The following is a 23623-nucleotide window of genomic DNA, read 5'->3' on the forward strand; positions in this document are numbered from 1 at the left end:
GCATGCCGACCCCCTATCTGTCCGCCGAGCAGGTCCGGGCCGCCGAACGTGCCACCGGCCACCTGCTGACCGACGGCACCCTCATGCGCCGCGCCGCATACGGCGTCGCGCAGGCGGTCGCCGCCGAGCTGAACCGCAGCGGCGGGTGCTACGGCCGGTCGGTCGGTCTCGTCGTCGGCGCCGGCGACAACGGTGGCGACGCGCTCTATGCGGGGTCGTTCCTGGCCCGTCGTGGGGTTGCGGTGTCGGCGATCCTGCTCTCCCCGGAGCGCGTGCACCGCGGTGGCCTCGACGCGCTGCGAACCTCGGGAGGTGTTGTCGTAGAACATCTTCCGTCCCGACTCGATGTGGTGGTCGACGGTGTGGTCGGCATCGGTGGCCGCGGAGGGTTGCGTCCCGCCGCCGCGCAGGTGTTCGCCGGCGTGGGCGGGCAGACCACGGTGGTGGCGGTCGATCTGCCCTCCGGTGTCGATGCCGACACCGGAGAGGTCCACGACCCGGCGGTATGCGCCGATGTGACGGTCACCTTCGGCGCATACCGCAACGCTCACCTGCTGGCGGCGCCGCAATGCGGGCGGGTTGTGCTGGTGGACATCGGATTACCGGGCACCCTCGGAATTGCGGGTACACCGCTGCTGCGTTCGCTGACCGATGCCGAGGTCGGTGAGATCTGGCCGGTACCCGGGCCCGCCGACGACAAGTACTCCCAGGGTGTGATCGGGATCATCGCCGGCTCGCACCGCTATCCGGGTGCCGCGATCCTGTGCACCGGTGCGGCGGTGGCCGCGACATCGGGGATGACCCGCTACGTGGGCTCGGCCCATGCCGAGGTGGTGTCGCATTGGCCGGAGGTGGTCGCGGTGCCCGACCTCGCCGATGCAGGTCGCGTGCAGGCATGGGTGATCGGGCCGGGTGCCGGCACCGATGACGCCGCTCTCGGTGTCCTTCGGGAGATCCTCGCGACCGATCTCCCGGTTCTTGTCGACGCCGACGCACTGACCCTGGTCTCCGCGAATCCCGATCTCGTCCGTGGACGTACGGCACCGACGCTGCTCACCCCGCACGCCGGTGAGTTCGCGCGGCTGACCGGAGACGAGGTCGGCGCCGACCGGGTGACAGCGGTCACCGGACTCGCCCGCGACTGGGAGGTATCGGTGCTGCTCAAGGGGCGGATCACGCTGATCTCCGATCCGGCAGGCCGGGTCTACGGCAACGACGCCGGGTCGTCGTGGGCGGCCACGGCGGGGGCCGGTGACGTGCTCTCCGGGATCGCCGGTTCACTCCTCGCCGCCGGACTCGAACCGGCGGTGGCCGGTGCGGCCGCGGCGCGGATGCACGCGCGGGCCGCGGCGATCGCGAGTGATGGATCGCCGATCGGGGCGTCGGCGCTGCTCGGTGCGGTGCGGCCGGCGATCCGTGGGTATCGTGCGATCTGGGACAATGGTCGGCGATGACCTCAGCTGCCCTGACCGCGACCGTCGACCTCGACGCGATCGCCCACAACATCTCCGTCCTGCGTGAGACGTCGCGCACCGACGTGCTGGCCGTCGTGAAGGCCGATGCCTATGGGCACGGCGCGGTGCCGGTCGCACGCGCGGCCCTTGCTGCCGGCGCGGCGGAACTCGGCGTCGCGGTGATCGGCGAAGGTCTCGCGCTGCGCGCCGCCGGGATCGACGCCCACATCACCACCTGGCTGCACACCAACAGTGCCGATTTCGCCGCTGCCATCGCCGCCGACCTCGACCTCGCGTTGTCGTCGCGCCGGCAGCTGGCGGCCGTGGTCGCCGCTGCCCGGTCGGCCGGTACCACCGCCACCGCCTCCGTCAAACTCGACACCGGTCTCGGACGCAGCGGGGTGGCCCCCGACGAATGGGCGGACTTCGCCGACGATCTGGCGAAGGCGGTCGCCGAGGGCGCGGTGCAGGTCCGCGCACTCATGTGTCACCTCGCCCGTGGTGACGAACCAGATCATCCGCTGAACTCGCAGCAGGCGGCGCGCCTGGATGACGCGCGCGCCGATCTCGTCCGGGTCGGGGCTGCGCCGGAGATCATGCACATCGCCAATTCGCCTGCGGCGCTGACCCGTCCGGACCTCGCACGCGACCTGGTCCGGCCCGGTATCGCGATCTACGGTGGTGCGCCGATCCCCGGACGCGACTTCGGGCTCATCCCGGCCATGACGCTGCGCGCGCAGGTCGCCCTGGTGAAGCGAATCGCCGCCGGCCAGGGAGTGTCCTACGGCCACACCTGGGTGGCCGATCGGGACACCACGATCGCCGTGATCCCGGCCGGCTACGCCGATGGGGTTCCGCGGCCCGCATCCGGCCGGTTGCGTATCCGGATCGGCGATCGCGTCGTCGACCAGGTCGGCCGGATCTGCATGGACCAGTTCGTGATCGACCTCGGACCCGAGGCCGGCGGCATCGCCGAGGGCGACTGGGCGGAACTGTTCGGTACCGGGGCCGACGGCGGTCAGCGGGCCCAGGACTGGGCCGATGCCGTCGGCACCATCGACTACGAGATCGTGTCCGGTATCGGGGCCCGCGCGGTGCGGGAATACGTGGGCGCCGCCGCTGATCGGTTGGGGTTGCGGTAGTGGAGAATTCGGAACGGATCGGCTGGCTGGCCGGGCTGACCGGCGTGGCCGGGCTCGGTGGGGTCGCCGCTCTCGGTGCCGCCCGCAACGTCGCGCGCAATCGGGTCGTCGGCCGGAGCGACCCGTACGCCGACGTGGATTTCACCACCATCTACGACGACGACGCGTCCACGGTGACCACCGACGACGGACTCGAACTCGCGGTACGCACAGTCGATCTCGGTGCTGTGGCCGACGGCGCCCGACCCGAGCTGACAATCCTGTTCGTGCACGGATTCAGCCTGCGGATGGCGGCCTGGCATTTCCAGCGCGAGCAACTCGCACAGGACTGGGCCGACCGGAACTTCCGCATGGTCTTCTTCGACCACCGCGGCCACGGCCGAAGCGACCCGGCCCCGGACGACACCTGCACGATCACCCAGATCGCCGACGACGTCGCCGCCGTCATCCGGGCCACCGTACCGGTGGGACCGGTTGTGCTGATCGGACATTCGATGGGCGGTATGTCGCTGATGGCGCTCGCCCGCCGGCACCCGGAGTTGTTCACCCACACCGGTCCGGTGGCAGGGGTCGGTCTCGTCGCGACCGCGTCGCGTGGCCTCACCGAGGCCGGACTCGGTGAGGGGCTGGGCAATCCGATCGTCGACGCGTTCCGGTTGTCGGTGCGCCGCGCTCCGCGGCTGGTGCAGGCCGGGCGCGGCGTCACCCGCGCGGCACTCGAACCGGTGCTGGTCGCGGCCAGCTTCGGGCCGTCGTTCTTCAGCCCGAAAGCCGGTCGGGCGGTGGAGAAGATGATCCAGAACACCCCGATCGACACCATCGTGAACTTCCTGCACGCACTGGAGACCCACGACGAGTCGACGGCCCTGCCGATCATCGCGCAGGTCCCCACCTGCGTGGTGTGCGGTAGCCGCGATCGCCTGACCCCGATGGCCAATTCGGTGCGCATGTACTCCGAGTTCCGGCTCGACTCCCGTCTGGTGGTGGTCAAGGGCGCCGGACACATGGTCCAGATGGAGCAGCCACGGCTGGTCAGCGACGCCATCGAGGATCTCGTCGACCGCGCCCGCGTCGCCCTGCCCGCACCACGGTCCAAGTGGTGGAAGCGGATCCGGGTATGAGTGAGGTGACGAACGGTATCGGGTCTGGGGATGACGGATCCGGAGGCATCGGGTCTGGGGGCACCAGGTCTGGGGGTTCGCGCGAGTTGCCGGAGGTGAGCGACACCGAGGCCTTCGGCGCCGAGCTGGCGACCTGCCTGCGCGCCGGCGATCTGGTGATCCTCGACGGTCCGCTCGGTGCCGGCAAGACCGCACTGGCCCGCGGGATCGGTGCGGGACTGGGGGTCCGCGGCCGGATCACGTCGCCTACCTTCATCATCGCCCGCGAGCATCGCCCCGCCGAAAGCGGCGGGCCGGGCATGGTGCACGTCGACGCCTACCGACTCGGCGGTCTCGACGAACTCGATGCCCTCGATCTCGACACCGACCTCGCCGACGCCGTCGTGGTGGTGGAATGGGGTGACGGTGTCGCCGAGCGGCTCGCCGACCATCATGTGCGGGTGCGGTTGCGACGCGACCCCGACACCGATGTGCGCCACGTGGAATGGGAGTGGGTGACGGGCCGGTGAACCCAGCGACCGGGAGTTCGGGCGGGAGCCGAAGGGGCACGACGGTCCTCGCCATCGACACGGCTACCGAGGCGGTGGTCACCGGACCGGCCGTCGTCGGTGACGACGGAACCGTCGAGGTGCTCGCCCAGCGCGTCGTCACCGACCATCGGCGGCATGCCGAGCTGCTCACCACCCTGATCGCCGAAACCCTTGCGGAATCCGGTGTCTCACGCTCGGACATCGACGCCGTGGTGGTCGGGACGGGTCCCGGGCCGTTCACCGGGCTCCGGGTGGGGATGGCGACCGCGGCGGGGTTCGCCGACGCCCTGGGCGTGCCGGCGTACGGCGTGTGCTCACTCGACGCGATCGCCGCTGCGGCCGATCGGCGGGGCACGATCGTCGTGGTCACCGATGCGCGACGCCGTGAGGTGTACTGGGCGCGCTACCTCGACGGCCGTCGTGTACACGGACCGCAGGTGGCGGCACCGTCGGCCGTGCAGGCCGAACTCAACGGTGTCGCAGTCGATCTCGCGCTCGGTTCGCCGACGCACGTGGAATCGGTCGGGCTGTCGGCGGGGGAGATCGCCGTGCCGTCGGTGTCGGGACTCGTCAGCAGTGCGGCTGACGCGATCCGGGCCGGCGACGAACCGCCCGCGCTGGTTCCGCTCTATCTGCGGCGTCCGGATGCGGTGGAACGCAAGGCAACCGGGGTGGTGCGCGGATGACCGCCGCCGAAGTGATCATAGACGGTCTCACCTACGCCGACATCCCGCGCTGCGCCGCGCTGGAGAAACAGATGTTCGCCGAGGATTCCCCTTGGCCGCCAACGGCTTTCCGCGCCGAACTGAACGCCCCCTACAACACCTACTTCGCCGCACGGGCCGAGCCCGGCGGTGAGGTGATCGGTTACGCCGGCATCTCGACACTGGGCGGACCCGGTGAGTACGAATGTGAGATCCACACCATCGCCGTGGCCCCCGATCACCGGGGCGCCGGTCTCGGGCGCGCTCTGCTCACCGCGATGCTCGACGTCGCCGATGCCTGTGATGCCCCGGTATACCTCGAGGTGCGCACCGACAACGAGGCCGCCATCACGATGTACTCGCGGCACGGCTTCACCACGTCGGGCATCCGGCGACACTACTATCAGCCCTCCGGTGCGGACGCGTTCACCATGATGCGTCCGCCCGCCTCGGGCCGCCAGTTCGACGAGGAGGGTCCCGCATGACCGACGAGAAGGCACGTGAATTCGTCGTCCTGGGGATCGAGAGTTCCTGTGACGAAACAGGTGTGGGCATCGTGCGCTGGACGCCCGCCGACGGTGACGCACCCGGGTATGCGACGTTGCTCGCCGACGAGGTGGCCTCCAGCGTCGACGAACACGCCCGCTTCGGCGGGGTGGTCCCGGAGATCGCATCCCGCGCGCATCTCGAGGCGATCGTCCCGACGATGCGCCGGGCCCGCGAGGCCGCCGGTATCGACCGGCCCGACGCCATCTCGGTGACGATCGGGCCGGGTCTGGCCGGTGCGCTGCTCGTGGGGGTGGCCGCGGCCAAGGCGTACGCGCTGGCGTGGGATGTGCCGCTGTTCGCGATGAATCACCTCGGCGGGCACGTCGCCGTCGACACGCTCGAGCACGGGCCGATGCCGGAATGCGTTGCCCTGCTGGTCTCCGGAGGACACACCCACCTGTTGCACGTCACCGATCTGTCGCAACCGATCGTCGAACTCGGTACCACCGTCGACGACGCCGCTGGGGAGGCCTTCGACAAGGTGGCGCGTCTGCTCGATCTCGGTTTCCCGGGCGGGCCGGCGCTGGATTCTGCTGCCCGGCAGGGAGATCCGCACGCCATCGCGTTCCCACGCGGGATGACCGGCCCACGCGACGCGCGCTACGACTTCTCTTTCAGTGGCCTCAAGACCGCCGTTGCCCGGTTCGTCGAGAAGTGCGATCGCGACGGCGTCGAGCGTCCCGTCGCCGACATCGCCGCATCCTTCCAGGAGGCCGTCGCCGATGTCCTCACCATGAAGGCCGTACGGGCCTGCACCGACCTCGGCGTCGACACCCTGGTCCTCGGCGGAGGCGCCACCGCCAATTCCCGTATCCGGTCGATGGCCGACGAACGCTGTGCCGCCGCGGGGATCACCCTGCGCGTGCCGAAGCCGCGGTTGTGTACCGACAACGGGGTCATGATCGCGACCCTCGGCGCGCATGTCATCGCCGGCGGCGCTGAGCCGTCGCCGCTGACCGTCGCGTCCGACCCGGGATTGTCGGTGCAGCTCAGTCAGCTCTGATCGACGGAAGGTCCCTGGCGCAGCATCTGAGGGCAGCCGCCGGACTCCTCGGCGAGGATGGCGCGCTGCGTCGGGCGGGCCTCGATGTAGCGTCGCTCGCCGGCGGGGGTCAGCGCGGTGAACACGGAACGCCGGTCGGCGGTGCACATGGTCCGCTGCACCAGGCCGTCCTTCTCCAGGCGGGCCACCACGCGGGACAGCGCACTCTGACTGAGGTGCACCGCACCGGCGAGATCACTCATCCGCAACTTGTGATCCTCGGCGTCCCAAAGGAGTTCGAGAACCTCGAACTCGCTCGACGAGATCTGATGGCCGGCCTGCAACTCACGATCGAGCGCGCAGAGCACACGGTGATAGCTGACAGAGAGTTCATGCCACGCAGCGGCGAGGTCATCGTGGTCCCTCGCATCGCCGGTCATGGCCGCATCCTACCGGTGACCCAGAGTGAATGCAATCACATCAAATTCGTCAGAAAATTATGTGGACGCATTGAATGCATGTGCATATAGTTTCCGGCATGACGCAATCGACAACGCATGTGCTCATGGACGGGCGACCGGAGCGGTCGCAGGCTGGGGACTTCGCCCCCACGCATCTCACGAGTGCTTCGGGCTGGTCGGCACGAACCTGGTTGCTCCTCGTAGTGCTCGCGGGGGCTCTGTTCCTCGACGCGCTCGATGTGTCGATGGTGGGCGTGGCCCTGCCTTCGATCGGGGCGGATCTGGGCATGGATCAGGCGAGTCTGCAGTGGATCGTGAGTGGATACGCGCTGGGTTACGGAGGCCTGCTCCTGCTCGGCGGACGGGCGAGCGACCTCTTCGGCAGACGACGCGTCTTCCTCACGGCGCTCGCGGTCTTCGCGGTCGCATCCGTGTTCAGTGCGCTGGTGGACGTCAACGCACTCATCGTCGTGCTGAGATTCGTCAAGGGCGTCGCCGCCGCCTTCACCGTCCCGGCGGGACTGTCGATCATCACCACCACCTTCGCCGAAGGGCCCGCCCGGAACCGGGCACTGTCGATCTACACGGTGAGCGGGGCGAGTGGCTTCTCGCTGGGACTGGTCTTCGGTGGTCTGCTCACCGAGATGTCGTGGCGCGCAACGCTGATCTTTCCCGGTCCGGTCGCGTTGCTCCTGCTGTTGGCCGGAACGCGGGTCATCCCGCGATCGCACGCCGCGCGGGTCAACTGGGCCCACTTCGACGTCGCCGGGGCAGTGACCAGCACCGGATCGCTGCTGCTCCTGGTCCTCGGCGTGGTGCGCGCGCCGGACGTGGGGTGGGCGGCACCGCAGACCATCGGGGTGCTCGTCGCGTCGGCTGTGTCGGCCATCGCGTTCGTGGTCATCGAGCAACGACACGGCCATCCACTGGTCCGGCTCGGCGTGCTGCGCTCAGTGTTGCTCGTACACGCCAACATCTCCGGCGCCCTGATGTTCGGCGGGTACGTCGCCTTTCAGTTCGTCGTGACCCTCTATCTGCAGGATTCGCTGGGATGGTCGCCGATGGCGATGGCACTCGGCTTCCTGCCGGCCGGCCTGATCGTCGCCACCAGCGCGATCAAGATGGACAAGGTGCTCGACCGGGTCGGTACGCCGGTGCTGATGATCGCCGGTTTCGTTGCCTTCCTCGGCGGATATCTGTGGTTCTCGCGCGCCGAACCCGGTATGGCCTACGCGATCTTCCTCCTGCCGACGATCGTGCTGCTCGGGGTCGGTTTCGCGCTGACGTTCCCGTCGATCACCTCTCAGGGCACCGCGGGTGTCCACGACGACGATCAGGGTCTCGCCTCGGGGCTGGTCAACACCAGTGTCCAGGTCGGCGGTGCGGTGATGATGGCCGTTGTGACCGCGATCCTGGCCAGTGCCCATCGTGCGTCGGAACCGGGCGAGTTGCTCGGCGGGATGACCACGGCCATCTGGGTGGTCAGTGGACTGTCGGTGATCGGCCTGCTCGGTGCGATCGGCGTGGCATGGTGGTCGAGGGTCAGGGCACGCAGTGTTTCGCTCGGCGTGAACGCCTGATTTTCGCAGCCGCCGCCCTTGAGTGCTGGCACTCGCATGTATAGAGTGCTAGGTGGCACTGAACAAGCCTCGGCACCCGCGACGACGAGGTTTTGTCCCAGGGCCATGAACGTGCAGATTCTTTCTCAGTACGAAAGTTGAGGACTCACATCGTGGCGAGCGTGAACATCAAGCCGCTTGAGGACAAGATCCTGGTGCAGGCCGTCGAGGCCGAGACGACCACCGCCTCGGGCCTGGTCATTCCGGACACCGCCAAGGAGAAGCCCCAGGAAGGCACCGTCATCGCAGTCGGCGAAGGTCGCGTGACCGAGCAGGGCAACCGCGTCCCCGTCGACGTCAAGGAAGGTGACACCGTCATCTACAGCAAGTACGGCGGCACCGAGATCAAGTACGCCGGCGAGGAGTACCTGATCCTGTCGGCACGCGACGTGCTGGCTGTCATCGGCAAGTAAGACCCGCGAGACCCTCGCGTGTCCCACCGCCCCGGCGGCCCGTCAAGGGCTCCGGGGCGGTGTGTATTCGCAGGGGACGCAATTCTTCCGAATTAGGAGACATATGCCCAAGCAGATCGAATTCGACGAGAACGCACGGCGCGCGCTCGAACGCGGCATCAACCAGCTCGCCGACACCGTCAAGGTGACGCTGGGTCCGCGTGGCCGCCACGTCGTCCTGGCCAAGTCCTTCGGTGGTCCCAACGTCACCAACGACGGGGTGACCATCGCCCGCGACATCGACCTCGAGGATCCCTTCGAGAATCTCGGCGCCCAGCTGGTCAAGTCGGTGGCCACCAAGACCAACGACGTCGCCGGTGACGGCACCACCACAGCCACCGTGCTCGCCCAGGCGATGGTCCGGGCCGGCCTGCGCAACGTCGCCGCCGGTGCCAACCCCATCGCACTCGGTGCCGGTATCGGCAAGGCCGCCGACGCGCTGAGCGATGCGCTCGTCGCCGCGTCCACCCCGGTCGACGGCGAGAAGGCGATCGCGCAGGTCGCGACGGTCTCGTCCCGTGATGAGGAAGTCGGTGAGATGGTCGGCAAGGCGATGACCGTCGTCGGCGCCGACGGTGTGGTGACCGTGGAAGAGGGTTCCGGACTCCACACCGACCTCGAGGTCACCGAGGGTGTGCAGTTCGACAAGGGCTTCCTCTCGCCCTACTTCGTGACCGACGCCGACAGCCAGGAAGCGGTCCTCGAAGACGCCCTGGTGCTGCTCTACCGCGACAAGATCAGCTCGCTGCCGGACTTCCTGCCGTTGCTGGAGAAGGTTGTGGAGGCCGGTAAGTCGTTGCTGATCATCGCCGAGGACGTCGAAGGTGAACCGCTGTCGACCCTGGTGGTCAACTCGATTCGCAAGGCGATCCGCGCGGTCGCCGTCAAGGCACCGTTCTTCGGAGATCGCCGCAAGGCGTTCCTGGAGGACCTCGCCGTGGTCACCGGCGCGACCGTGGTCACCGCGGATGTCGGCCTGAGCCTGTCGACCGTGGGTCTCGAGGTGCTCGGTTCGGCTCGCCGGGTGGTGGTCACCAAGGACGCGACCACCATCGTCGAGGGTGCCGGCACCAAGGAGGCCATCGCCGATCGGGCCGCGCAGCTGCGTCGCGAGATCGAGCAGAGTGATTCCGACTGGGATCGCGAGAAGCTCGCCGAGCGGCTGGCCAAGCTGTCCGGCGGAGTCGCCGTCATCCGCGTCGGTGCGGCCACCGAGACCGCGCTCAAGGAGCGCAAGCACCGCGTCGAAGACGCCGTCGCCGCGGCCAAGGCGGCGGTCGAGGAGGGCATCATCCCCGGCGGGGGTTCGGCCATCGTGCAGGCGGCCACCGTTCTCGATGATCTCGCCGCCGGCCTGCCCGACGAAGAGGCACTCGGTGTGCGCGTGGTTCGCGATGCGGCCCGTGCACCGCTGTTCTGGATCGCGGCCAATGCCGGTCTCGACGGTGCCGTCGTGGTGGAGAAGGTCGCCGCCGCCGAGAAGGGGACCGGTTTCAACGCCGCCACCCTCGGCTACGGCGATCTCGTCGCCGACGGCATCATCGATCCGGTAAAGGTCACCCGCTCGGCGGTGGTCAACGCCGCGTCGGTGGCCCGGATGGTGCTCACCACCGAGACCGCGGTGACCGATCGGCCGGCGGAGGCCGACGCGCACGCCGGTCACGGCCACGCGCACTGAGCCCGGTCTCCCAGCGCATCGACCGACGACATCGGGGCTCCCACTCGTCCGAGTGGGAGCCCCGATGTGTGTCCGGTGGATTCAGCTGGCGATCCGGCGCCCGACGCCACGCTTCATCAGGATGCTGCGTTCGGACTCCGAGAGCCCGCCCCAGATGCCGTAGGGCTCGGCGACGGCCAAGGCGTGCTCACGGCACTGGGCGATGACCGGGCACTGATGGCACATCTCCTTGGCGCGTCGCTCGCGCTGGGCGCGTGCTCGCCCGCGCTCACCGTCGGGGTGGAAGAACATCGATGAGTCGACTCCACGGCAGAGACCGTGCATCTGCCACTCCCAGATGTCCGCATTCGGGCCGGGAAGGTGATTGGGCTGGGGCATGGCAGCTACTCCTTGTTCAAAGTGTCCCCGATAGGGGATCGCTCGAAAGCAATGGCGCGTCGATTCGTAGGTCATTCCGCAGCAACGCAAGGCACACATTAAGCGGGGTCGAGAAAGCGAGTCAATACCGTCGAATTCGGGTCTGACCAGGGTGAAAATCTCCAAATTGTTAACGGCAGGTGAGGTAAGCGGACCGCGCTACCACATCTGTGGGGAACCGGTGTACACACCCTCATCAGGGTGTCGCACAGGGGCTTTGAACAGGCATTTCCGGAAATCTGACCGCTGCGTGAGCGGGTGTGTCAGATGTGGTGACGTGTGGAGATGACTGTGTTTGATTTACCTGGACGAAATCTATGGCTCATCTGCCGGTGATGTGGCATCGGAATTAACGTTTGTGACCGTTGGTTAAATTCATACAAACCGGAACTGAACGACGTGAGCCAGACCACTTCTTGAGGGGGACGACATCACTTCTGAACTGCGACGACACCGCGCCGCGGATGATCTCGCCGACGACTGGCGGGCAGCCGTCGAGGCCGGCGGCCGGGGAGAGGTGGCGGCGGCGCTGACCCGGCTGGGCGAGATGCGCGCACGCTGCGGCGCACGTGACGACCTGCGGTCCCTCGCCTGGAGCACCGCGGCCTCCCTCCACCGGCAGGCCGGACGACACCGTGCGGCCCACATCCTCGACGGACGCGCGCTCGCCGCGGCCGCGCCGTTCGTGGCGCCGCAGTGCCGTGTTCGTCATGATCTGGGCCGGGCCGCCCTCAGCGACGCGCTCGTCGGCCTCGCCGCGGACAACCTGGGTCTGATGCGGCTGACGGCGTCGCAGCGACTCCTCGACCGGTGTGATGTGCTGCTCGCCGACCTCGATACCGAACATCCCGGACGCTGGGATCACCGGCAGTGGGAGACCGGGGGACGCGGATGGCTCCGATCCCGATGGGTGCGGGCCGAACTGGCCATGTACTTCGGCGTCGGCACCCAGGCCGTCGAGATCTCGGGTGCCGCGGTGGCGGCGACTGATGAGATAACCGACGGCATCACTCCTCGGCACCGCATCAAGACCCGCCTGATCGCCGCGGCCGCCGATGCCGCGGCCGGTGACCTCGACCGGTCGGCCGCTCGCGCGCGCCAACTCGCCGATCACGCCCGAGAAGAAGGACTCGGCCCGCTGCAGTGGGCTGCACTGTCTCTACTGGCGGGGACCGGCGCTGCGTCGCAGATCGAACGAGACCTCCTGGTGAACCTGCGTGATCGGCTCCGTCGGCAGGGCATGCCGTTGTCGAGCGCGGACGATCGCTAAGGTGACTAATGGCTTGCCGTAGTTCGAACGCCACGCCGTAACGGTGTGCGGGGGGTCATATCAGGACCGGTACGTCCGGTCAACCGACATGTAACACGGGGATTCCGACTGACGATGAAGCTGACAGGTGGTGAGTTGGACGACGCGGTCCGTGCCGCAAGGCAAGGGGACCGCGCCGCTCTCACGTCAGTTCTCGAAAGTGTGCAGGACCCCATTCTGCGCTACTGCCGAGGGCGTATTGGAGCCGGAGAACGCCACTTGTTCTCCGCCGATGACATTGCGCAGGAGGCGTTGATGGCGGTGATGACTGCCCTGCCCCGGTATCAGGACCAGGGCAAGCCGTTCATGGCGTTCGTCTACGGCATCGCCGCACACAAGGTCGCAGACGCGCTCCGTGTGGCGGGCCGGGTGAAGGCCGATCCGACCGATGACGTGCCCGAGGTCACCACACTCGCCGGTGGACCGGAGCAACTGGCTCTCGACGCCGACGCCAGCCGCCGCATGCGAGCCCTGCTCGAGATCCTCCCGGAGAAGCAACGGGAGGTCCTGGTCCTGCGTCTCGTCGTCGGGATGTCGGCCGAGGAGACCGCCGACGCCGTCGGCAGCACGCCCGGGGCGGTCCGGGTCGCACAGCACCGGGCGCTGGCGAAGCTGAAGAACGAACTCAAGAGGACAGGAGGGGCAAATGAACGACGCGCATGACTGGCGGCACCGCCGCGCGAACGCCGGACGTGACCCTCTGTCCGGAGACACCCCCGAGATGACCGGACCCGTCGACTGGCCGACCGAGGCCGGCGACGGAGCGCCTGTCGATCTCTCCCAGGTCGCCTTCGACGACCGATTCCTCGACGCGCTCTCGCGTGACGTCCCAGTGGAGACCCGCGACGACGGTGAGTACGAGCTCGCCGCACTCCTGTCGGGTTGGCGCCACGGCGCACTCGACGCGCCCCCACCCGAACTGCCCTCGGTCGACGAGGTCGAACGCGCCATCGCGGCCTCCGAACGGGTCAGCCGCGGCAAGCGTATGGTCCGCCACCTGCGGGTCGTCTCGGGTGCGGCGGCCATCGTCGTCGTCGCGGCCGCCGGTCTCACGGTCCTCTCCGAGGGCTCGCAACCGGGCGACGCGTTGTGGCCGGTCAAGCGGGTCGTGTTCGCCCAGGCTGCGTCGGAGACGCAGGCCGCCCACGATGTGCGATCAAATCTGGAGAGCGCCGAGGCCGCCATGGCCGCCGGGGACACCGTGGCCGCGTCCAGTCTCATCGCCAAGGCCGAGAGCCAAATGGGCCCGATGCGCGACGGTGACAAGCGCAATGAGATGAACGACTGGATCGCACGGCTGCGGGCCGGAACCGGCAAGGCGACCGAGACCAACGTGTCGACCTCGCCGTCGGCGCCGGGTTCGGGGACGACCTCGCCGAACGAGAACACCACATCGCCTGATCCACGACTGCGAACCAGGTCAGAGCAGCAGACGACCCCGCCCGGTTCCACCGATAATCGCAGCACGGCGCCTCGGACCACTCCGCCGCCGAGCGGGCCGGTCACCACCGAGCCGAGTGTTCCGCCCACGCGGCCGACCAACCCGACGACGAGTCAACAGCAGCCGGTACCGACCACGACCACCACGTCCTACACGGTCACGGTGCCGACGCAGACACCGCCGCCGGCGAGTACCGACGTGCCCACCGTCACGACCACGACGACCGTTCCGTCACGCTGATCGAAGCGAGGCGCGTTGAGCGGTCGTCCGTTCAGCGGCCGTCGGAGAACTGATTGTGCGCATCCGCGAAGCCGCGGCAGTAATCCCACGTGACGTAGGCGTCGGGACGCGGATCGACGGCGGGCTCGTGGGGACGCACGGTGCCGTCGATCAACAGCTGAAGTAGGTTGGCGCGGAGCATGTCCCAGTCGTGGTAGTGATCCTCGTGACAGTCGTCGCAGACGACGACGAGTCCGCGCACCCCGCGATGGGCGAGTAGTGCCTCATAGACGGCGAGATCGGCGAGATCTTCTTCGACGGCCAGGCGCTCGTTCTCGTCGAGCGGGGCGCCGGGCTCCACCGAGTCCAGTGCCGAGGCGGGATCGCTCGGGTCGTCGGCAAACGGGTCCGGCGGAAGGCCGGGTGGAAGGTGATCGCGCACACCACCACCGTAGCGGATACCGGCCTGGTTGCACCGCACGCGTCCACAACGTTTCGCCGTCACGAGGTCGGCAATTTCAGACGCGCGAGCGCAGTCGATACCATGGACAGATGACGAATGTTCGTACCGGTGGGGACGACCCCGGCAAGGTCGCGATGCTCGGCCTGACCTTCGACGATGTGCTGTTGCTGCCCTCTGCGTCGGACGTGATTCCCAGCGAGGTCGACACGTCGTCGCGGGTGACCAAGAACATCTCGCTTCGTGTGCCACTGGTGAGTTCGGCGATGGACACCGTCACCGAGGCCCGGATGGCCATCGCGATGGCCCGCGCCGGCGGTATGGGGGTGCTGCACCGCAACCTGTCCATCGAGGATCAGGCGGGACAGGTCGAGACGGTCAAGCGGTCGGAGGCCGGGATGGTCACCGACCCGGTCACCTGCTCGCCGACCAACACCCTCGCCGAGGTCGACGCGATGTGTGCGCGCTACCGCATCTCCGGCCTGCCGGTGGTCGATGACCGCGGCGAGCTCGTCGGCATCATCACCAACCGCGACATGCGCTTCGAGGTCGACCAGGACCGTCCGGTGTCCGAGGTGATGACCAAGGCGCCGCTGATCACCGCGCAGGAAGGCGTGTCCGCCGAGGCGGCGCTGGGACTGTTGCGGCGCAACAAGGTCGAGAAGCTGCCGATCGTCGACGGCAACGGCCGCCTCACCGGCCTGATCACCGTCAAGGACTTCGTCAAGACCGAACAGCACCCGCTGGCAACCAAGGATGCCGACGGCCGGCTGCTCGTCGGTGCCGCCGTCGGCACCGGAGATCCGCAATGGGACCGGGCCATGGCGCTGGCCGATGCCGGCGCCGACGTCATCATCGTCGACACCGCACACGCCCACAATCGTCTGGTGCTCGACATGGTGTCCAAACTCAAGGCCGAGGTCGGTGACCGCGTCGACATCGTCGGCGGCAACGTCGCGACCAGGGAGGCCGCCCAGGCGTTGATCGACGCCGGCGCCGATGCGGTGAAGGTGGGGGTGGGGCCCGGTTCCATCTGCACCACCCGCGTGGTCGCCGGGGTGGGAGCGCCGCAGATCACCGCGATCCTCGAGGCCGTCGCCGTCTGCAAGAAGGCCGATGTGCCGGTGATTGCCGACGGCGGTCTGCAGTACTCCGGCGACATCGCCAAGGCACTGGCCGCGGGTGCGTCGACCGCGATGCTGGGATCGCTGCTCGCGGGTACCGCAGAGGCTCCCGGCGATCTGATCCTGGTGAACGGCAAGCAGTTCAAGAGCTACCGCGGCATGGGGTCACTCGGCGCGATGCAGGGGCGCGGCCAGGCCAAGTCCTACTCCAAGGACCGCTACTTCCAGGACGATGTCCTGTCCGAGGAGAAGCTGGTGCCCGAGGGCATCGAAGGGCGCGTCCCGTTCCGTGGCCCACTGTCGCAGGTGATCCACCAGCTCGTCGGCGGCCTACGCGCGGCGATGGGGTACACCGGCTCCAGTTCGATCACCGGACTGCAGGACGCCCGCTTCGTGCAGATCACCGCGGCCGGTCTCAAGGAGTCCCATCCGCACGACATCACACTCACGGCCGAGGCACCCAACTACTATTCCCGATGACCGGCGCCCGCCACGCGGGCCGCATCGTCGGAGTTAATTGAAGGAGAAAGGCGCAGCGGTGCGTGATCTCGTCGAAATCGGCATCGGCCGAACAGCGCGACGGACCTATGAGCTCGACGACGTCAGCATCGTGCCGTCGCGTCGGACCCGGTCGTCCAAGGATGTGTCGACCGCCTGGCAGATCGACGCCTATCGGTTCGAGTCGCCGATCCTGAGCCATCCGACCGACGCGCTGGTGTCGCCGTCGATGGCGGTCGAGCTCGGTCGGCTCGGCGCGCTGGGTGTCATCAATGGTGAGGGCCTCTGGGCGCGGCATCGTGACGTCGAGGCCAAGATCGCCGAACTGATCGCGATCGCCGCCGACGACCCGGATCCCTATGCGGCCGTTCGGCATCTGCAGCAGTTGCATTCCGCGCCCCTGGACAGCGGGCTGCTCGGTGAGGCCGTCGCGCAGGTCCGCGAGGCCGGCGTGACCACCGCGGTGCGGGTCAGTCCCCAGCACGCTCCGGAACTGACCCCGGCGTTGATCGCCGCGGGGGTGGAACTGCTCGTGGTGCACGGCACCATCATCTCGGCCGAGCATGTGGCCCGGGATGATTCCGGCGGCTCGACCCGGGAACCGTTGAACCTCAAGACCTTCATCGCTGAGCTGGACATCCCGGTCATCGCCGGCGGCGTCCACGATCACCGCACCGCCCTGCATCTGATGCGGACCGGCGCGGCCGGTGTGATCGTCGGCTACGGGTCGGCGACCGGGGCCACCACGACCGGTGAGGTACTCGGCATCGGGGTGCCCATGGCCACCGCCATCGCCGACGCCGCCGCCGCGCGCCGCGACTACCTCGACGAGACCGGCGGACGGTACGTCCACGTGATCGCCGACGGTGACATCCACACCTCGGGTGATCTGATCAAGGCCATCGCGTGCGGTGCGGACGCCGCGGTGCTGGGCACCCCGCTGGCCGCGTCTGCGTCGGCGCCCGGCCGCGGCTGGTACTGGCCGTCGGCGGCCGCGCATCCGGATACGCCGCGCGGGGCGCTGCTGCAGGTCGCCGTCGAGGATGACCGGCCGTCGCTCGAGCGGGTGCTGAACGGGCCGTCCGACGACCCCTTCGGCGAGCTCAATTTGGTCGGTGGCCTGCGACGGGCCATGGCCAAGGCCGGTTACTGCGACCTCAAGGAATTCCAGAAGGTGGGCCTGTCCGTTCACCGTTAGTGGTCCGGGTCACGGTATGTGACAACGTACGTTAGTATGGTTGTCCATGGCAGCCCACCATGAACCCACGCACTTCGACGTGCTCATCATCGGATCCGGTTTCGGCGGCAGTGTCAGCGCGCTGCGTCTGGTCGAGAAGGGATACCGGGTCGGCGTCATCGAGGCCGGACGGCGCTTCGAGGACGAGGATTTCGCGAAAACCAGCTGGCGACTGAACAAGTGGCTCTGGGCACCCAAGCTCGGCCTCTACGGCATCCAGCGCATCCACGCGCTCAAGGACGTCATGATCCTCGCGGGCGCCGGGGTCGGCGGCGGGTCACTCAACTACGCCAACACCCTCTACAAGCCGCCCACCCCGTTCTTCACCGACCCGCAGTGGCGCGACATCACCGACTGGTCCGACGAACTGTCGCCCTACTACGAGCAGGCTCGGCGCATGCTCGGCGTGGTGACCAATCCGACGGTGACCGAGTCGGATCGGGTGATGCGCGAGGTGGCCGAGGAGATGGGGGCGGCCGACACCTTCACCGCGACGCCGGTCGGGGTGTTCTTCGGTGCGAAAACGGGTTTCGCAGGTGAACCCGGTCAGAAGGTGCCCGACCCGTACTTCGGTGGCGTCGGACCGGAGCGCACCGCCTGCACCGAATGCGGCGCCTGCATGACCGGTTGCCGGGTGGGCGCCAAGAACACCCTCATGAAGAACTATCTGGGTCTGGCCGAACGTGCCGGCGCCATCATCATCGATCGGACGACCGTACAGAGCCTGGAGCAGTCATCCGACGGCACGTGGCTCGTGGGCACCCATCGTTCCTCGTCCTGGGGTCCGGTGGGCCGCCGGGCGCGTACCTTCACCGCCGGCCAGGTGATCGTCGCGGCCGGTACCTTCAACACCCAGCGTCTGCTTCATCACGCGAAACATTCGACGCTGCCGCAGATCTCGGACGCGATGGGTGTGCTCACGCGCACCAACTCCGAATCCATCCTGGGTGCGGCCGCGAGCCACTACGACCCGAGGCACGACTACTCGCACGGTGTCGCGATCACGTCGTCGTTTCACCCGGATCCGACCACCCACATCGAACCCGTCCGATATGGCAAGGGCTCCAACGCGATCGCCTATCTGCAGACCCTGCTCACCGACGGTGGTACCCGGGCCAACCGGTTCGGGCAGTTCCTACGTCAGGTGGCCCGCAATCCGCTGCTGCTGGTGCGACTTCTGGTGGTGCGCAAATGGAGTCAGCGCACCGTCATCGCCCTGGTCATGCAGAACAACAACAACTCGTTGACCACCTTCGTGCGCAAGCGGGGACCGTTCCGGTACATCACCAGCAAACAGGGTCACGGCGAACCCAACCCGACCTGGATTCCCAAGGGCAATGAGGCCACTCGCCGCATCGCGAGCAAGCTGCCGGGCGGAATGGCGGGCGGCACCTGGGGTGACATCATGAACATGCCGCTCACCGCGCATTATCTCGGCGGGTGCGCCATCTCCGACGACCCGGCCACCGGCGTCATCGACGCCTATCACCGGGTGTGGAACTACCCGACACTGCACGTCACCGACGGCGCGGCGGTCTCGGCCAACCTCGGGGTCAATCCGTCGCTGACCATCTGCGCGCAGGCCGAACGCGCAATGGCGTTGTGGCCCAACAAAGGTGAGCAGGATATGCGGCCCGCACAGGGTCGACCCTACGAGCGGATCAGCCCATGCCCGCCGGTCGCGCCGGTGGTCCCCGCACAGGCGCCCGGTGCGCTGCGGCTGCCCATCACGCCTGTCGAGCATCTCGCCGAGAGAACATCCGTCGGGTGAGCACGAGTCGGCCGGACAGAGTCTGGTGGTGACACCGTCGGGCCTGCTTCCGGTCCGAAGGCATGATCGTCGCGTGAGTACCGGATCAATCATCGGCCTCGTCCTGTTCTGCCTGTTCATCGCCGCGATCGGGGCGATGTGGATGGTCGGCCGACGCAAAGAGGTGGCCGAGCGCACCGCCTACGCCACCGATCGGGGATGGACCTTTCAGAGCTACGACGCGGCGCTGACCTGGTTCTCCGACGGCCCGCCCTTCGGCCGCGGCGAGAAGCGCAAGTGCCATGATGCCTTTCGCGGAGTCATCAACGACCACGACTTCGTCGCCTTGGAATACGAATATGAGATCACCGACCCCGAGGAGTGGGAGCGTGGCGGGCGGCGCCACCACATGGTGGTCGCCATCCCGGCTCCGTCGGACGGCAACGCGCTGCAGGTGCAGGAGGAGACGCTGGTCGGCCGGGCGCTGGAGTACATCGGCGTCACCGACATCCAATTCCACGATCCCGAGTTCGACAAGCGATTCCGGATCACCACCAACAATCCGGAGTTCGCGACCGCGGCACTGACCGAACCGACCCGCCGCGGCATGCTCGGCGACCCGTGGCTCGGGGTCTGGTCGATGCGCATCGAACCGGGTCAGATGCTGCTGTGGCGCAAGGGGGAGATCAACCTCGACGACATCGAACCGGCAGTTGCCCGCCTCATCGACACCCGGTGTGCGATACCGGAGTCGGCGTGGCGAAGTCAGCCCCCGGCGCTGGGGATCGGCAGCATACGAACGGTGTTCGGAAGCGATTCTCCGCTGGGGGAGTCGGTCTTCGGGGCGGTCTCCGGCGTGAAGAACCGGGGCCGGTCGGTGATCGGCAGGCGCTTCGGGGTCTGACGGCGAGTTAGTCCAATCCGCGCGCGGTGAGGGTGTCGGCGAAACCGTCGGCGGTCCGCAACGCGGCGAGCACGATGGGTGCGACGAGAATCCTTGGCCCGGGACGTAATCCGCGGGCCTGGCGGGCCTCGTCGACCTGCCGGATGATCTCGACGAGCAGCGGGATGGAGCGGATGGCCAGCGCCAGGGCCATCGCGAGAACCTCGACCGGGACGCCGACGCGGCGCAGCGGGGACATTGCCCGGGTGATGGAGTCGAGCATGTCGGTGGTGCGGGTGGTCAGCGTGACCACCGCGGCCAGTGCCACCGACAACACCAGTACCCCGCAGACCACCACGGCCCGTTGCCAATCGGTGAAGATCACCTGGAAGACGAAGATGAACACCGTGATCCACAGCATCGGGCGGATCTGCCGCCACGCGGCCACCGGTCCGATCCCGCCGAGCGCGAACACTGCCGCCACCACCAGGACGGCGACGCCGAGCGCGCCCATCGAACGGACCGTCACCGACATGGCGACGATCCCGGCCCCGAGCGCGATCAGCTTGGCACCCGGTGAGAGACGATGCAGCACACTGTTTCCGGGGCGGTAGACGCCGAGCGTGCTCATGCCATCAGCTCCCGGTAGGCCGCCAGCGCGGGGCCGGGTGCGTCGTCGGCGACCACCACACCGTCGTCGAGCACGATGACGCGGTCGAAGTCGTCGACGAGGTCGAGGTCGTGGGTGACGACGACGAGTTGCTCGTCGAGGCCGGCGAAGACGCGCCGAAGCATGCGGCTGTTGCGCAGATCGAGCAGGGTGGTCGGTTCGTCGGCGACGATGATCGTCGGTTCGGTCACGAAGATCGCGGCCAGCGCCAGCAGTTGTTTCTGCCCGCCGGACAGGCGTTGGGCCGGGTGGTCGGCGTGATCGGCCAGACCGAAACGCGCCAGCACGGTACGCGCCCGCTCGGCCCGCTCGGCCTCCGACAATCCGGTGCGGCGCAACGACAATTCGATGTCCTCGATCACCGTCGGCATGATGATCTGCCGATCCGGGTCGGAGAAGATGAAGCCGACCTCGCGTCGAATCCGGCGCTTGTGTTTGGCGGCGTCGACGCCGTTGACGGTCACCGTGCCCGCATCCGGGGTGACCAGGGCGTTGATCATCCGGGCCAGCGTCGATTTCCCGCTGCCGTTGGCGCCGACGATGCCCACGCGACGTTCGGCCAGGGTGAGGGTGATGTCCCGCAACACCACTCGGCCGTCATAGGCATGGCCGACGCCGGTGAACTCGATCACGGCGAGGCGGCGCGGCGGCGCCGGCGCAGTGGCTCGATCAGTCCGGGCCAGCCGCGATGCACCTGCGATGCGACGAGCGCGGTGACGACGGCCTTGGCGAGGTCACCCACCAGGTAGGGCCCGTTGGTGGTGATCGCCGCCCACACGGTGAGATCGGTGCGGATCATCAGGCCGATCACCCCGCACGTGTAGATGACGAGCACTCCGCCGATGAGGTTGGCGACGATGCCCCAGAGCACCCGGTAGCGCGGCATCATCAGCGCCGTGAGCAGCCCGACGACGATCACGCCGGGCAGGAACCCGAGGAAATAGCCGCCGCGAGGAGAAGCCAGCGAGGCCTGCCCGTTGACGCCGCCGGCGAGGATCGGCAACCCCACGATGGCCAGCACCATGAAGATGGCGACGGCCAGTGTTCCCTTCTTGGGACCCAGGATCGCCCCGGCGAGCATGACGCCCATCGTCTGCAGGGTGATCGGTACACCGCCGGGAAGATTGATCGCGCCGGGCAGTCCGAGGGCGGCGATCAGGGCGGCGAAGACCGCGGCCTGGGTGATGTCGAGGATCGACAGCGACCATGGTCGAGGGGAGGGTGGCCGGGCGGAGGATTCGGTGGATGCGTCCATGACGCAACGGAGTATCCCACGCGCTACCGCCGCGCCGTCCGGCCCTAGAATTGCTGAGGTGACCGATTCTTCCGCAGAGAATGCCAGCGCTGAGGATCTCATCGAGGGGCCGCGGCCGGTTCTCGTCGTCGACTTCGGGGCGCAGTACGCGCAGCTGATCGCGCGGCGCGTCCGTGAGGCGCGGGTGTACTCCGAGGTCATCGCGCACGACGCGGCGACAGCGGAGTTCCGGGACAAGAACCCGGTGGCCATCATCCTGTCCGGCGGCCCGGCCTCGGTGTACGCCGACGATGCGCCCGGGCTCGACCCGGAGATCCTCGAGCTCGGTGTGCCCGTCTTCGGCATCTGTTACGGATTCCAGGCGATGGCACGTCAGCTCGGTGGCGACGTCGCCAACACCGGCGGCCGCGAATTCGGCCGGACCACGTTGTCGGTGAACGGCGAAGGCATCCTGCATCAGGGGCTGACCGAGACCCAGCCGGTGTGGATGAGCCACAACGACGCGGTGCAGAGCCCGCCCGAGGGATTCGTCGTCACCGGGTCCACTCCGGGTGCGCCGGTCGCCGCCTTCGAGTCCCTGGAGCGACGGATGGCCGGTGTGCAGTACCATCCCGAGGTCCTGCACACCCCGCACGGCCAGCAGATCCTGACCCGCTTCCTTTACGAGATCGCCGGTCTCGAGGCCACCTGGACGGCCGCGAACATCGCCGACACCCTCATCGACGCGGTCGCCGATCAGATCGGTGACGGCCGGGCAATCTGTGGCCTGTCCGGCGGTGTCGATTCCGCGGTGGCGGCGGCACTGGTGCAACGCGCCATCGGTGACCGGCTGACCTGTGTGTTCGTCGACCACGGGCTCCTGCGCGCCGGGGAACGCGAACAGGTGCAGCACGACTTCGTCGGCGCGACCGGCGCCAAGCTGGTGACCGTGGATGCCGCCGAGACCTTCCTCGGTGAACTCGCCGGCGTGAGCGACCCGGAGACCAAACGCAAGATCATCGGACGAGAGTTCATCCGGTCCTTCGAAGGTGCCGTCGCCGATGTGCTCGGCGACGGTGCCGAGGCCGGCGAGAAGGTGGAGTTCCTCGTGCAGGGCACGCTGTACCCGGACGTGGTGGAGTCCGGCGGCGGCAGCGGCACCGCGAACATCAAGAGCCACCACAACGTCGGCGGGCTGCCCGAGGATCTCGAGTTCAGCCTCGTCGAACCCCTGCGCCTGCTGTTCAAGGACGAGGTCCGCGCGGTGGGTCGCGAACTCGGGCTGCCCGAGGACATCGTCGGCCGACAGCCGTTCCCCGGACCCGGTCTGGCGATCCGCATCGTCGGCGAGGTGACCGCCGACCGGCTGGCCATGCTGCGCAAAGCCGATCTGATCGCCCGGGAGGAACTGACCGCGGCCGGCCTCGACGCCCAGATCTGGCAGTGCCCGGTGGTCCTGCTGGCCGATGTCCGCAGCGTCGGCGTGCAGGGCGACGGACGCACCTACGGTCATCCGATCGTGCTGCGGCCGGTGTCCAGCGAGGATGCGATGACCGCGGACTGGACCCGAGTGCCCTACGAGGTACTCGAGGTGATCTCCACCCGCATCACCAACGAGGTGCCCGACGTCAACCGCGTGGTCCTCGATGTGACGAGCAAGCCGCCGGGCACCATCGAGTGGGAGTGAGG

24 protein-coding genes are annotated in these 23623 nt (G+C 68.2%); 18 read left to right on the plus strand and 6 right to left on the minus strand.

Annotated features, from left to right (window positions below; all coding sequences use genetic code 11):
- Positions 1–2: 2 nt before the first annotated feature.
- The 7 genes from GBRO_RS08415 to tsaD are packed head-to-tail and all read left to right on the plus strand — an operon-like array spanning position 3 to position 6503.
- The gene (locus GBRO_RS08415; protein WP_012833539.1) at positions 3–1454 is read left to right on the plus strand and encodes an NAD(P)H-hydrate dehydratase; all 1452 of its coding nucleotides are present in this window, start codon (positions 3–5) and stop codon (positions 1452–1454) included.
- Positions 1451–2596, plus strand: a complete 1146-nt coding sequence (alr, locus tag GBRO_RS08420) for an alanine racemase (protein WP_012833540.1) — start codon at positions 1451–1453, stop codon at positions 2594–2596. The genes GBRO_RS08415 and alr overlap by 4 nt, the downstream gene beginning before the upstream one ends.
- On the plus strand, positions 2596–3717 hold the full coding sequence (locus GBRO_RS08425) for an alpha/beta fold hydrolase (RefSeq protein WP_012833541.1): 1122 nt from the start codon (positions 2596–2598) through the stop codon (positions 3715–3717). The genes alr and GBRO_RS08425 overlap by 1 nt, the downstream gene beginning before the upstream one ends.
- The gene (gene tsaE, locus GBRO_RS08430; protein WP_012833542.1) at positions 3714–4226 is read left to right on the plus strand and encodes a tRNA (adenosine(37)-N6)-threonylcarbamoyltransferase complex ATPase subunit type 1 TsaE; all 513 of its coding nucleotides are present in this window, start codon (positions 3714–3716) and stop codon (positions 4224–4226) included. The genes GBRO_RS08425 and tsaE overlap by 4 nt, the downstream gene beginning before the upstream one ends.
- Complete coding sequence (gene tsaB / locus GBRO_RS08435; RefSeq protein WP_012833543.1) at positions 4202–4933, plus strand: tRNA (adenosine(37)-N6)-threonylcarbamoyltransferase complex dimerization subunit type 1 TsaB; 732 nt, start codon at positions 4202–4204, stop codon at positions 4931–4933. Before tsaE ends, tsaB begins: the two co-directional genes overlap by 25 nt.
- Positions 4930–5436: a ribosomal protein S18-alanine N-acetyltransferase gene (rimI, locus tag GBRO_RS08440; protein WP_012833544.1), complete on the plus strand. Its 507-nt coding sequence runs from the start codon at positions 4930–4932 to the stop codon at positions 5434–5436. Before tsaB ends, rimI begins: the two co-directional genes overlap by 4 nt.
- Entirely contained in the window at positions 5433–6503 is a 1071-nt protein-coding gene (tsaD, locus tag GBRO_RS08445; RefSeq protein WP_012833545.1) for a tRNA (adenosine(37)-N6)-threonylcarbamoyltransferase complex transferase subunit TsaD, read from the plus strand. The genes rimI and tsaD overlap by 4 nt, the downstream gene beginning before the upstream one ends.
- Here tsaD and GBRO_RS08450 read toward each other — a convergent pair.
- Positions 6494–6922 carry a MarR family winged helix-turn-helix transcriptional regulator gene (locus tag GBRO_RS08450; protein ID WP_012833546.1) on the minus strand — a complete coding sequence of 143 codons (429 nt, stop codon included), beginning with the start codon at positions 6920–6922 and terminating at the stop codon, positions 6494–6496. The two genes, tsaD and GBRO_RS08450, sit on opposite strands and share 10 nt — an antisense overlap.
- A 125-nt stretch (positions 6923–7047) precedes the next feature.
- Here GBRO_RS08450 and GBRO_RS08455 point away from each other — a divergent pair, with 125 nt between their 5' ends.
- From GBRO_RS08455 to groL, 3 genes are all read left to right on the plus strand, one after another.
- The gene (locus tag GBRO_RS08455; protein ID WP_223375520.1) at positions 7048–8523 is read left to right on the plus strand and encodes an MFS transporter; all 1476 of its coding nucleotides are present in this window, start codon (positions 7048–7050) and stop codon (positions 8521–8523) included.
- A gap of 152 nt (positions 8524–8675) precedes the next feature.
- Complete coding sequence (groES, locus tag GBRO_RS08460; RefSeq protein ID WP_006334733.1) at positions 8676–8975, plus strand: co-chaperone GroES; 300 nt, start codon at positions 8676–8678, stop codon at positions 8973–8975.
- Positions 8976–9078: 103 nt separating this feature from the next.
- Positions 9079–10692, plus strand: a complete 1614-nt coding sequence (gene groL, locus GBRO_RS08465) for a chaperonin GroEL (protein WP_012833548.1) — start codon at positions 9079–9081, stop codon at positions 10690–10692.
- Between the two features lie 81 nt (positions 10693–10773).
- On the opposite strand, the gene GBRO_RS08470 is transcribed toward groL, so the two are convergent.
- The gene (locus tag GBRO_RS08470; protein WP_012833549.1) at positions 10774–11070 is read right to left on the minus strand and encodes a WhiB family transcriptional regulator; all 297 of its coding nucleotides are present in this window, start codon (positions 11068–11070) and stop codon (positions 10774–10776) included.
- Between the two features lie 556 nt (positions 11071–11626).
- On the opposite strand from GBRO_RS08470, the gene GBRO_RS08475 reads away from it, so the two are divergent.
- The 3 genes from GBRO_RS08475 (at position 11627) to GBRO_RS08485 (ending at position 14099) form a co-directional block, all read left to right on the plus strand.
- Complete coding sequence (locus GBRO_RS08475; protein WP_012833550.1) at positions 11627–12379, plus strand: hypothetical protein; 753 nt, start codon at positions 11627–11629, stop codon at positions 12377–12379.
- Between the two features lie 114 nt (positions 12380–12493).
- Positions 12494–13081 carry a sigma-70 family RNA polymerase sigma factor gene (locus tag GBRO_RS08480; protein WP_012833551.1) on the plus strand — a complete coding sequence of 196 codons (588 nt, stop codon included), beginning with the start codon at positions 12494–12496 and terminating at the stop codon, positions 13079–13081.
- The gene (locus GBRO_RS08485; protein ID WP_012833552.1) at positions 13065–14099 is read left to right on the plus strand and encodes an anti-sigma-D factor RsdA; all 1035 of its coding nucleotides are present in this window, start codon (positions 13065–13067) and stop codon (positions 14097–14099) included. The genes GBRO_RS08480 and GBRO_RS08485 overlap by 17 nt, the downstream gene beginning before the upstream one ends.
- Before the next feature lie 31 nt (positions 14100–14130).
- Here the strand turns inward: GBRO_RS08485 and GBRO_RS08490 are convergent, their stop codons facing one another.
- Positions 14131–14520 (minus strand): DUF5319 domain-containing protein, encoded by a 390-nt coding sequence (locus GBRO_RS08490; protein WP_041920347.1) that lies wholly within the window; start codon positions 14518–14520, stop codon positions 14131–14133.
- A gap of 110 nt (positions 14521–14630) precedes the next feature.
- Here GBRO_RS08490 and guaB point away from each other — a divergent pair, with 110 nt between their 5' ends.
- The 4 genes from guaB to GBRO_RS08510 all read left to right on the plus strand — a co-directional run bounded on the left by guaB (position 14631) and on the right by GBRO_RS08510 (position 20051).
- Positions 14631–16142 carry an IMP dehydrogenase gene (gene guaB / locus GBRO_RS08495; RefSeq protein ID WP_012833554.1) on the plus strand — a complete coding sequence of 504 codons (1512 nt, stop codon included), beginning with the start codon at positions 14631–14633 and terminating at the stop codon, positions 16140–16142.
- Between the two features lie 58 nt (positions 16143–16200).
- A complete protein-coding gene (locus GBRO_RS08500) occupies positions 16201–17358 on the plus strand; it encodes a GuaB3 family IMP dehydrogenase-related protein (RefSeq protein ID WP_012833555.1) in 1158 nt (385 codons plus the stop codon).
- Between the two features lie 46 nt (positions 17359–17404).
- Positions 17405–19168, plus strand: a complete 1764-nt coding sequence (locus tag GBRO_RS08505; protein WP_012833556.1) for a GMC family oxidoreductase — start codon at positions 17405–17407, stop codon at positions 19166–19168.
- A gap of 73 nt (positions 19169–19241) precedes the next feature.
- The gene (locus GBRO_RS08510; RefSeq protein WP_041919809.1) at positions 19242–20051 is read left to right on the plus strand and encodes a hypothetical protein; all 810 of its coding nucleotides are present in this window, start codon (positions 19242–19244) and stop codon (positions 20049–20051) included.
- A 7-nt stretch (positions 20052–20058) separates the two neighbouring features.
- On the opposite strand, the gene GBRO_RS08515 is transcribed toward GBRO_RS08510, so the two are convergent.
- The 3 genes from GBRO_RS08515 to GBRO_RS08525 are packed head-to-tail and all read right to left on the minus strand — an operon-like array spanning position 20059 to position 21955.
- The gene (locus tag GBRO_RS08515) at positions 20059–20661 is read right to left on the minus strand and encodes an energy-coupling factor transporter transmembrane component T family protein (protein ID WP_012833558.1); all 603 of its coding nucleotides are present in this window, start codon (positions 20659–20661) and stop codon (positions 20059–20061) included.
- Complete coding sequence (locus GBRO_RS08520; protein ID WP_012833559.1) at positions 20658–21332, minus strand: energy-coupling factor ABC transporter ATP-binding protein; 675 nt, start codon at positions 21330–21332, stop codon at positions 20658–20660. Before GBRO_RS08520 ends, GBRO_RS08515 begins: the two co-directional genes overlap by 4 nt.
- Positions 21329–21955, minus strand: a complete 627-nt coding sequence (locus GBRO_RS08525; protein WP_012833560.1) for a biotin transporter BioY — start codon at positions 21953–21955, stop codon at positions 21329–21331. Before GBRO_RS08525 ends, GBRO_RS08520 begins: the two co-directional genes overlap by 4 nt.
- On the opposite strand from GBRO_RS08525, the gene guaA reads away from it, so the two are divergent.
- Entirely contained in the window at positions 21954–23621 is a 1668-nt protein-coding gene (gene guaA, locus GBRO_RS08530) for a glutamine-hydrolyzing GMP synthase (RefSeq protein ID WP_223373694.1), read from the plus strand. The two genes, GBRO_RS08525 and guaA, sit on opposite strands and share 2 nt — an antisense overlap.
- The last annotated feature ends 2 nt before the right edge of the window (positions 23622–23623 follow it).

Origin of the sequence: Gordonia bronchialis DSM 43247, assembly GCF_000024785.1 — a bacterium.
GTDB lineage: Bacteria > Actinomycetota > Actinomycetes > Mycobacteriales > Mycobacteriaceae > Gordonia > Gordonia bronchialis.

What these genes read in the sequence shown, in the direction of transcription:
- GBRO_RS08505 (WP_012833556.1), top strand. Translation starts at nt 17,405, where the DNA reads ATGGCAGCCCACCATGAACCCACGCACTTCGACGTGCTCATCATCGGA.
- GBRO_RS08415 (WP_012833539.1), top strand. Translation starts at nt 3, where the DNA reads ATGCCGACCCCCTATCTGTCCGCCGAGCAGGTCCGGGCCGCCGAACGT.
- guaA (WP_223373694.1), top strand. Translation starts at nt 21,954, where the DNA reads ATGACGCAACGGAGTATCCCACGCGCTACCGCCGCGCCGTCCGGCCCT.
- tsaB (WP_012833543.1), top strand. Translation starts at nt 4,202, where the DNA reads ATGGGAGTGGGTGACGGGCCGGTGAACCCAGCGACCGGGAGTTCGGGC.
- tsaE (WP_012833542.1), top strand. Translation starts at nt 3,714, where the DNA reads ATGAGTGAGGTGACGAACGGTATCGGGTCTGGGGATGACGGATCCGGA.
- GBRO_RS08450 (WP_012833546.1), bottom strand. Translation starts at nt 6,922, where the DNA reads ATGACCGGCGATGCGAGGGACCACGATGACCTCGCCGCTGCGTGGCAT.
- GBRO_RS08455 (WP_223375520.1), top strand. Translation starts at nt 7,048, where the DNA reads ATGGACGGGCGACCGGAGCGGTCGCAGGCTGGGGACTTCGCCCCCACG.
- GBRO_RS08485 (WP_012833552.1), top strand. Translation starts at nt 13,065, where the DNA reads ATGAACGACGCGCATGACTGGCGGCACCGCCGCGCGAACGCCGGACGT.
- rimI (WP_012833544.1), top strand. Translation starts at nt 4,930, where the DNA reads ATGACCGCCGCCGAAGTGATCATAGACGGTCTCACCTACGCCGACATC.
- tsaD (WP_012833545.1), top strand. Translation starts at nt 5,433, where the DNA reads ATGACCGACGAGAAGGCACGTGAATTCGTCGTCCTGGGGATCGAGAGT.
- alr (WP_012833540.1), top strand. Translation starts at nt 1,451, where the DNA reads ATGACCTCAGCTGCCCTGACCGCGACCGTCGACCTCGACGCGATCGCC.
- GBRO_RS08480 (WP_012833551.1), top strand. Translation starts at nt 12,494, where the DNA reads ATGAAGCTGACAGGTGGTGAGTTGGACGACGCGGTCCGTGCCGCAAGG.
- GBRO_RS08525 (WP_012833560.1), bottom strand. Translation starts at nt 21,955, where the DNA reads ATGGACGCATCCACCGAATCCTCCGCCCGGCCACCCTCCCCTCGACCA.
- groL (WP_012833548.1), top strand. Translation starts at nt 9,079, where the DNA reads ATGCCCAAGCAGATCGAATTCGACGAGAACGCACGGCGCGCGCTCGAA.
- guaB (WP_012833554.1), top strand. Translation starts at nt 14,631, where the DNA reads ATGACGAATGTTCGTACCGGTGGGGACGACCCCGGCAAGGTCGCGATG.
- GBRO_RS08470 (WP_012833549.1), bottom strand. Translation starts at nt 11,070, where the DNA reads ATGCCCCAGCCCAATCACCTTCCCGGCCCGAATGCGGACATCTGGGAG.
- GBRO_RS08515 (WP_012833558.1), bottom strand. Translation starts at nt 20,661, where the DNA reads ATGAGCACGCTCGGCGTCTACCGCCCCGGAAACAGTGTGCTGCATCGT.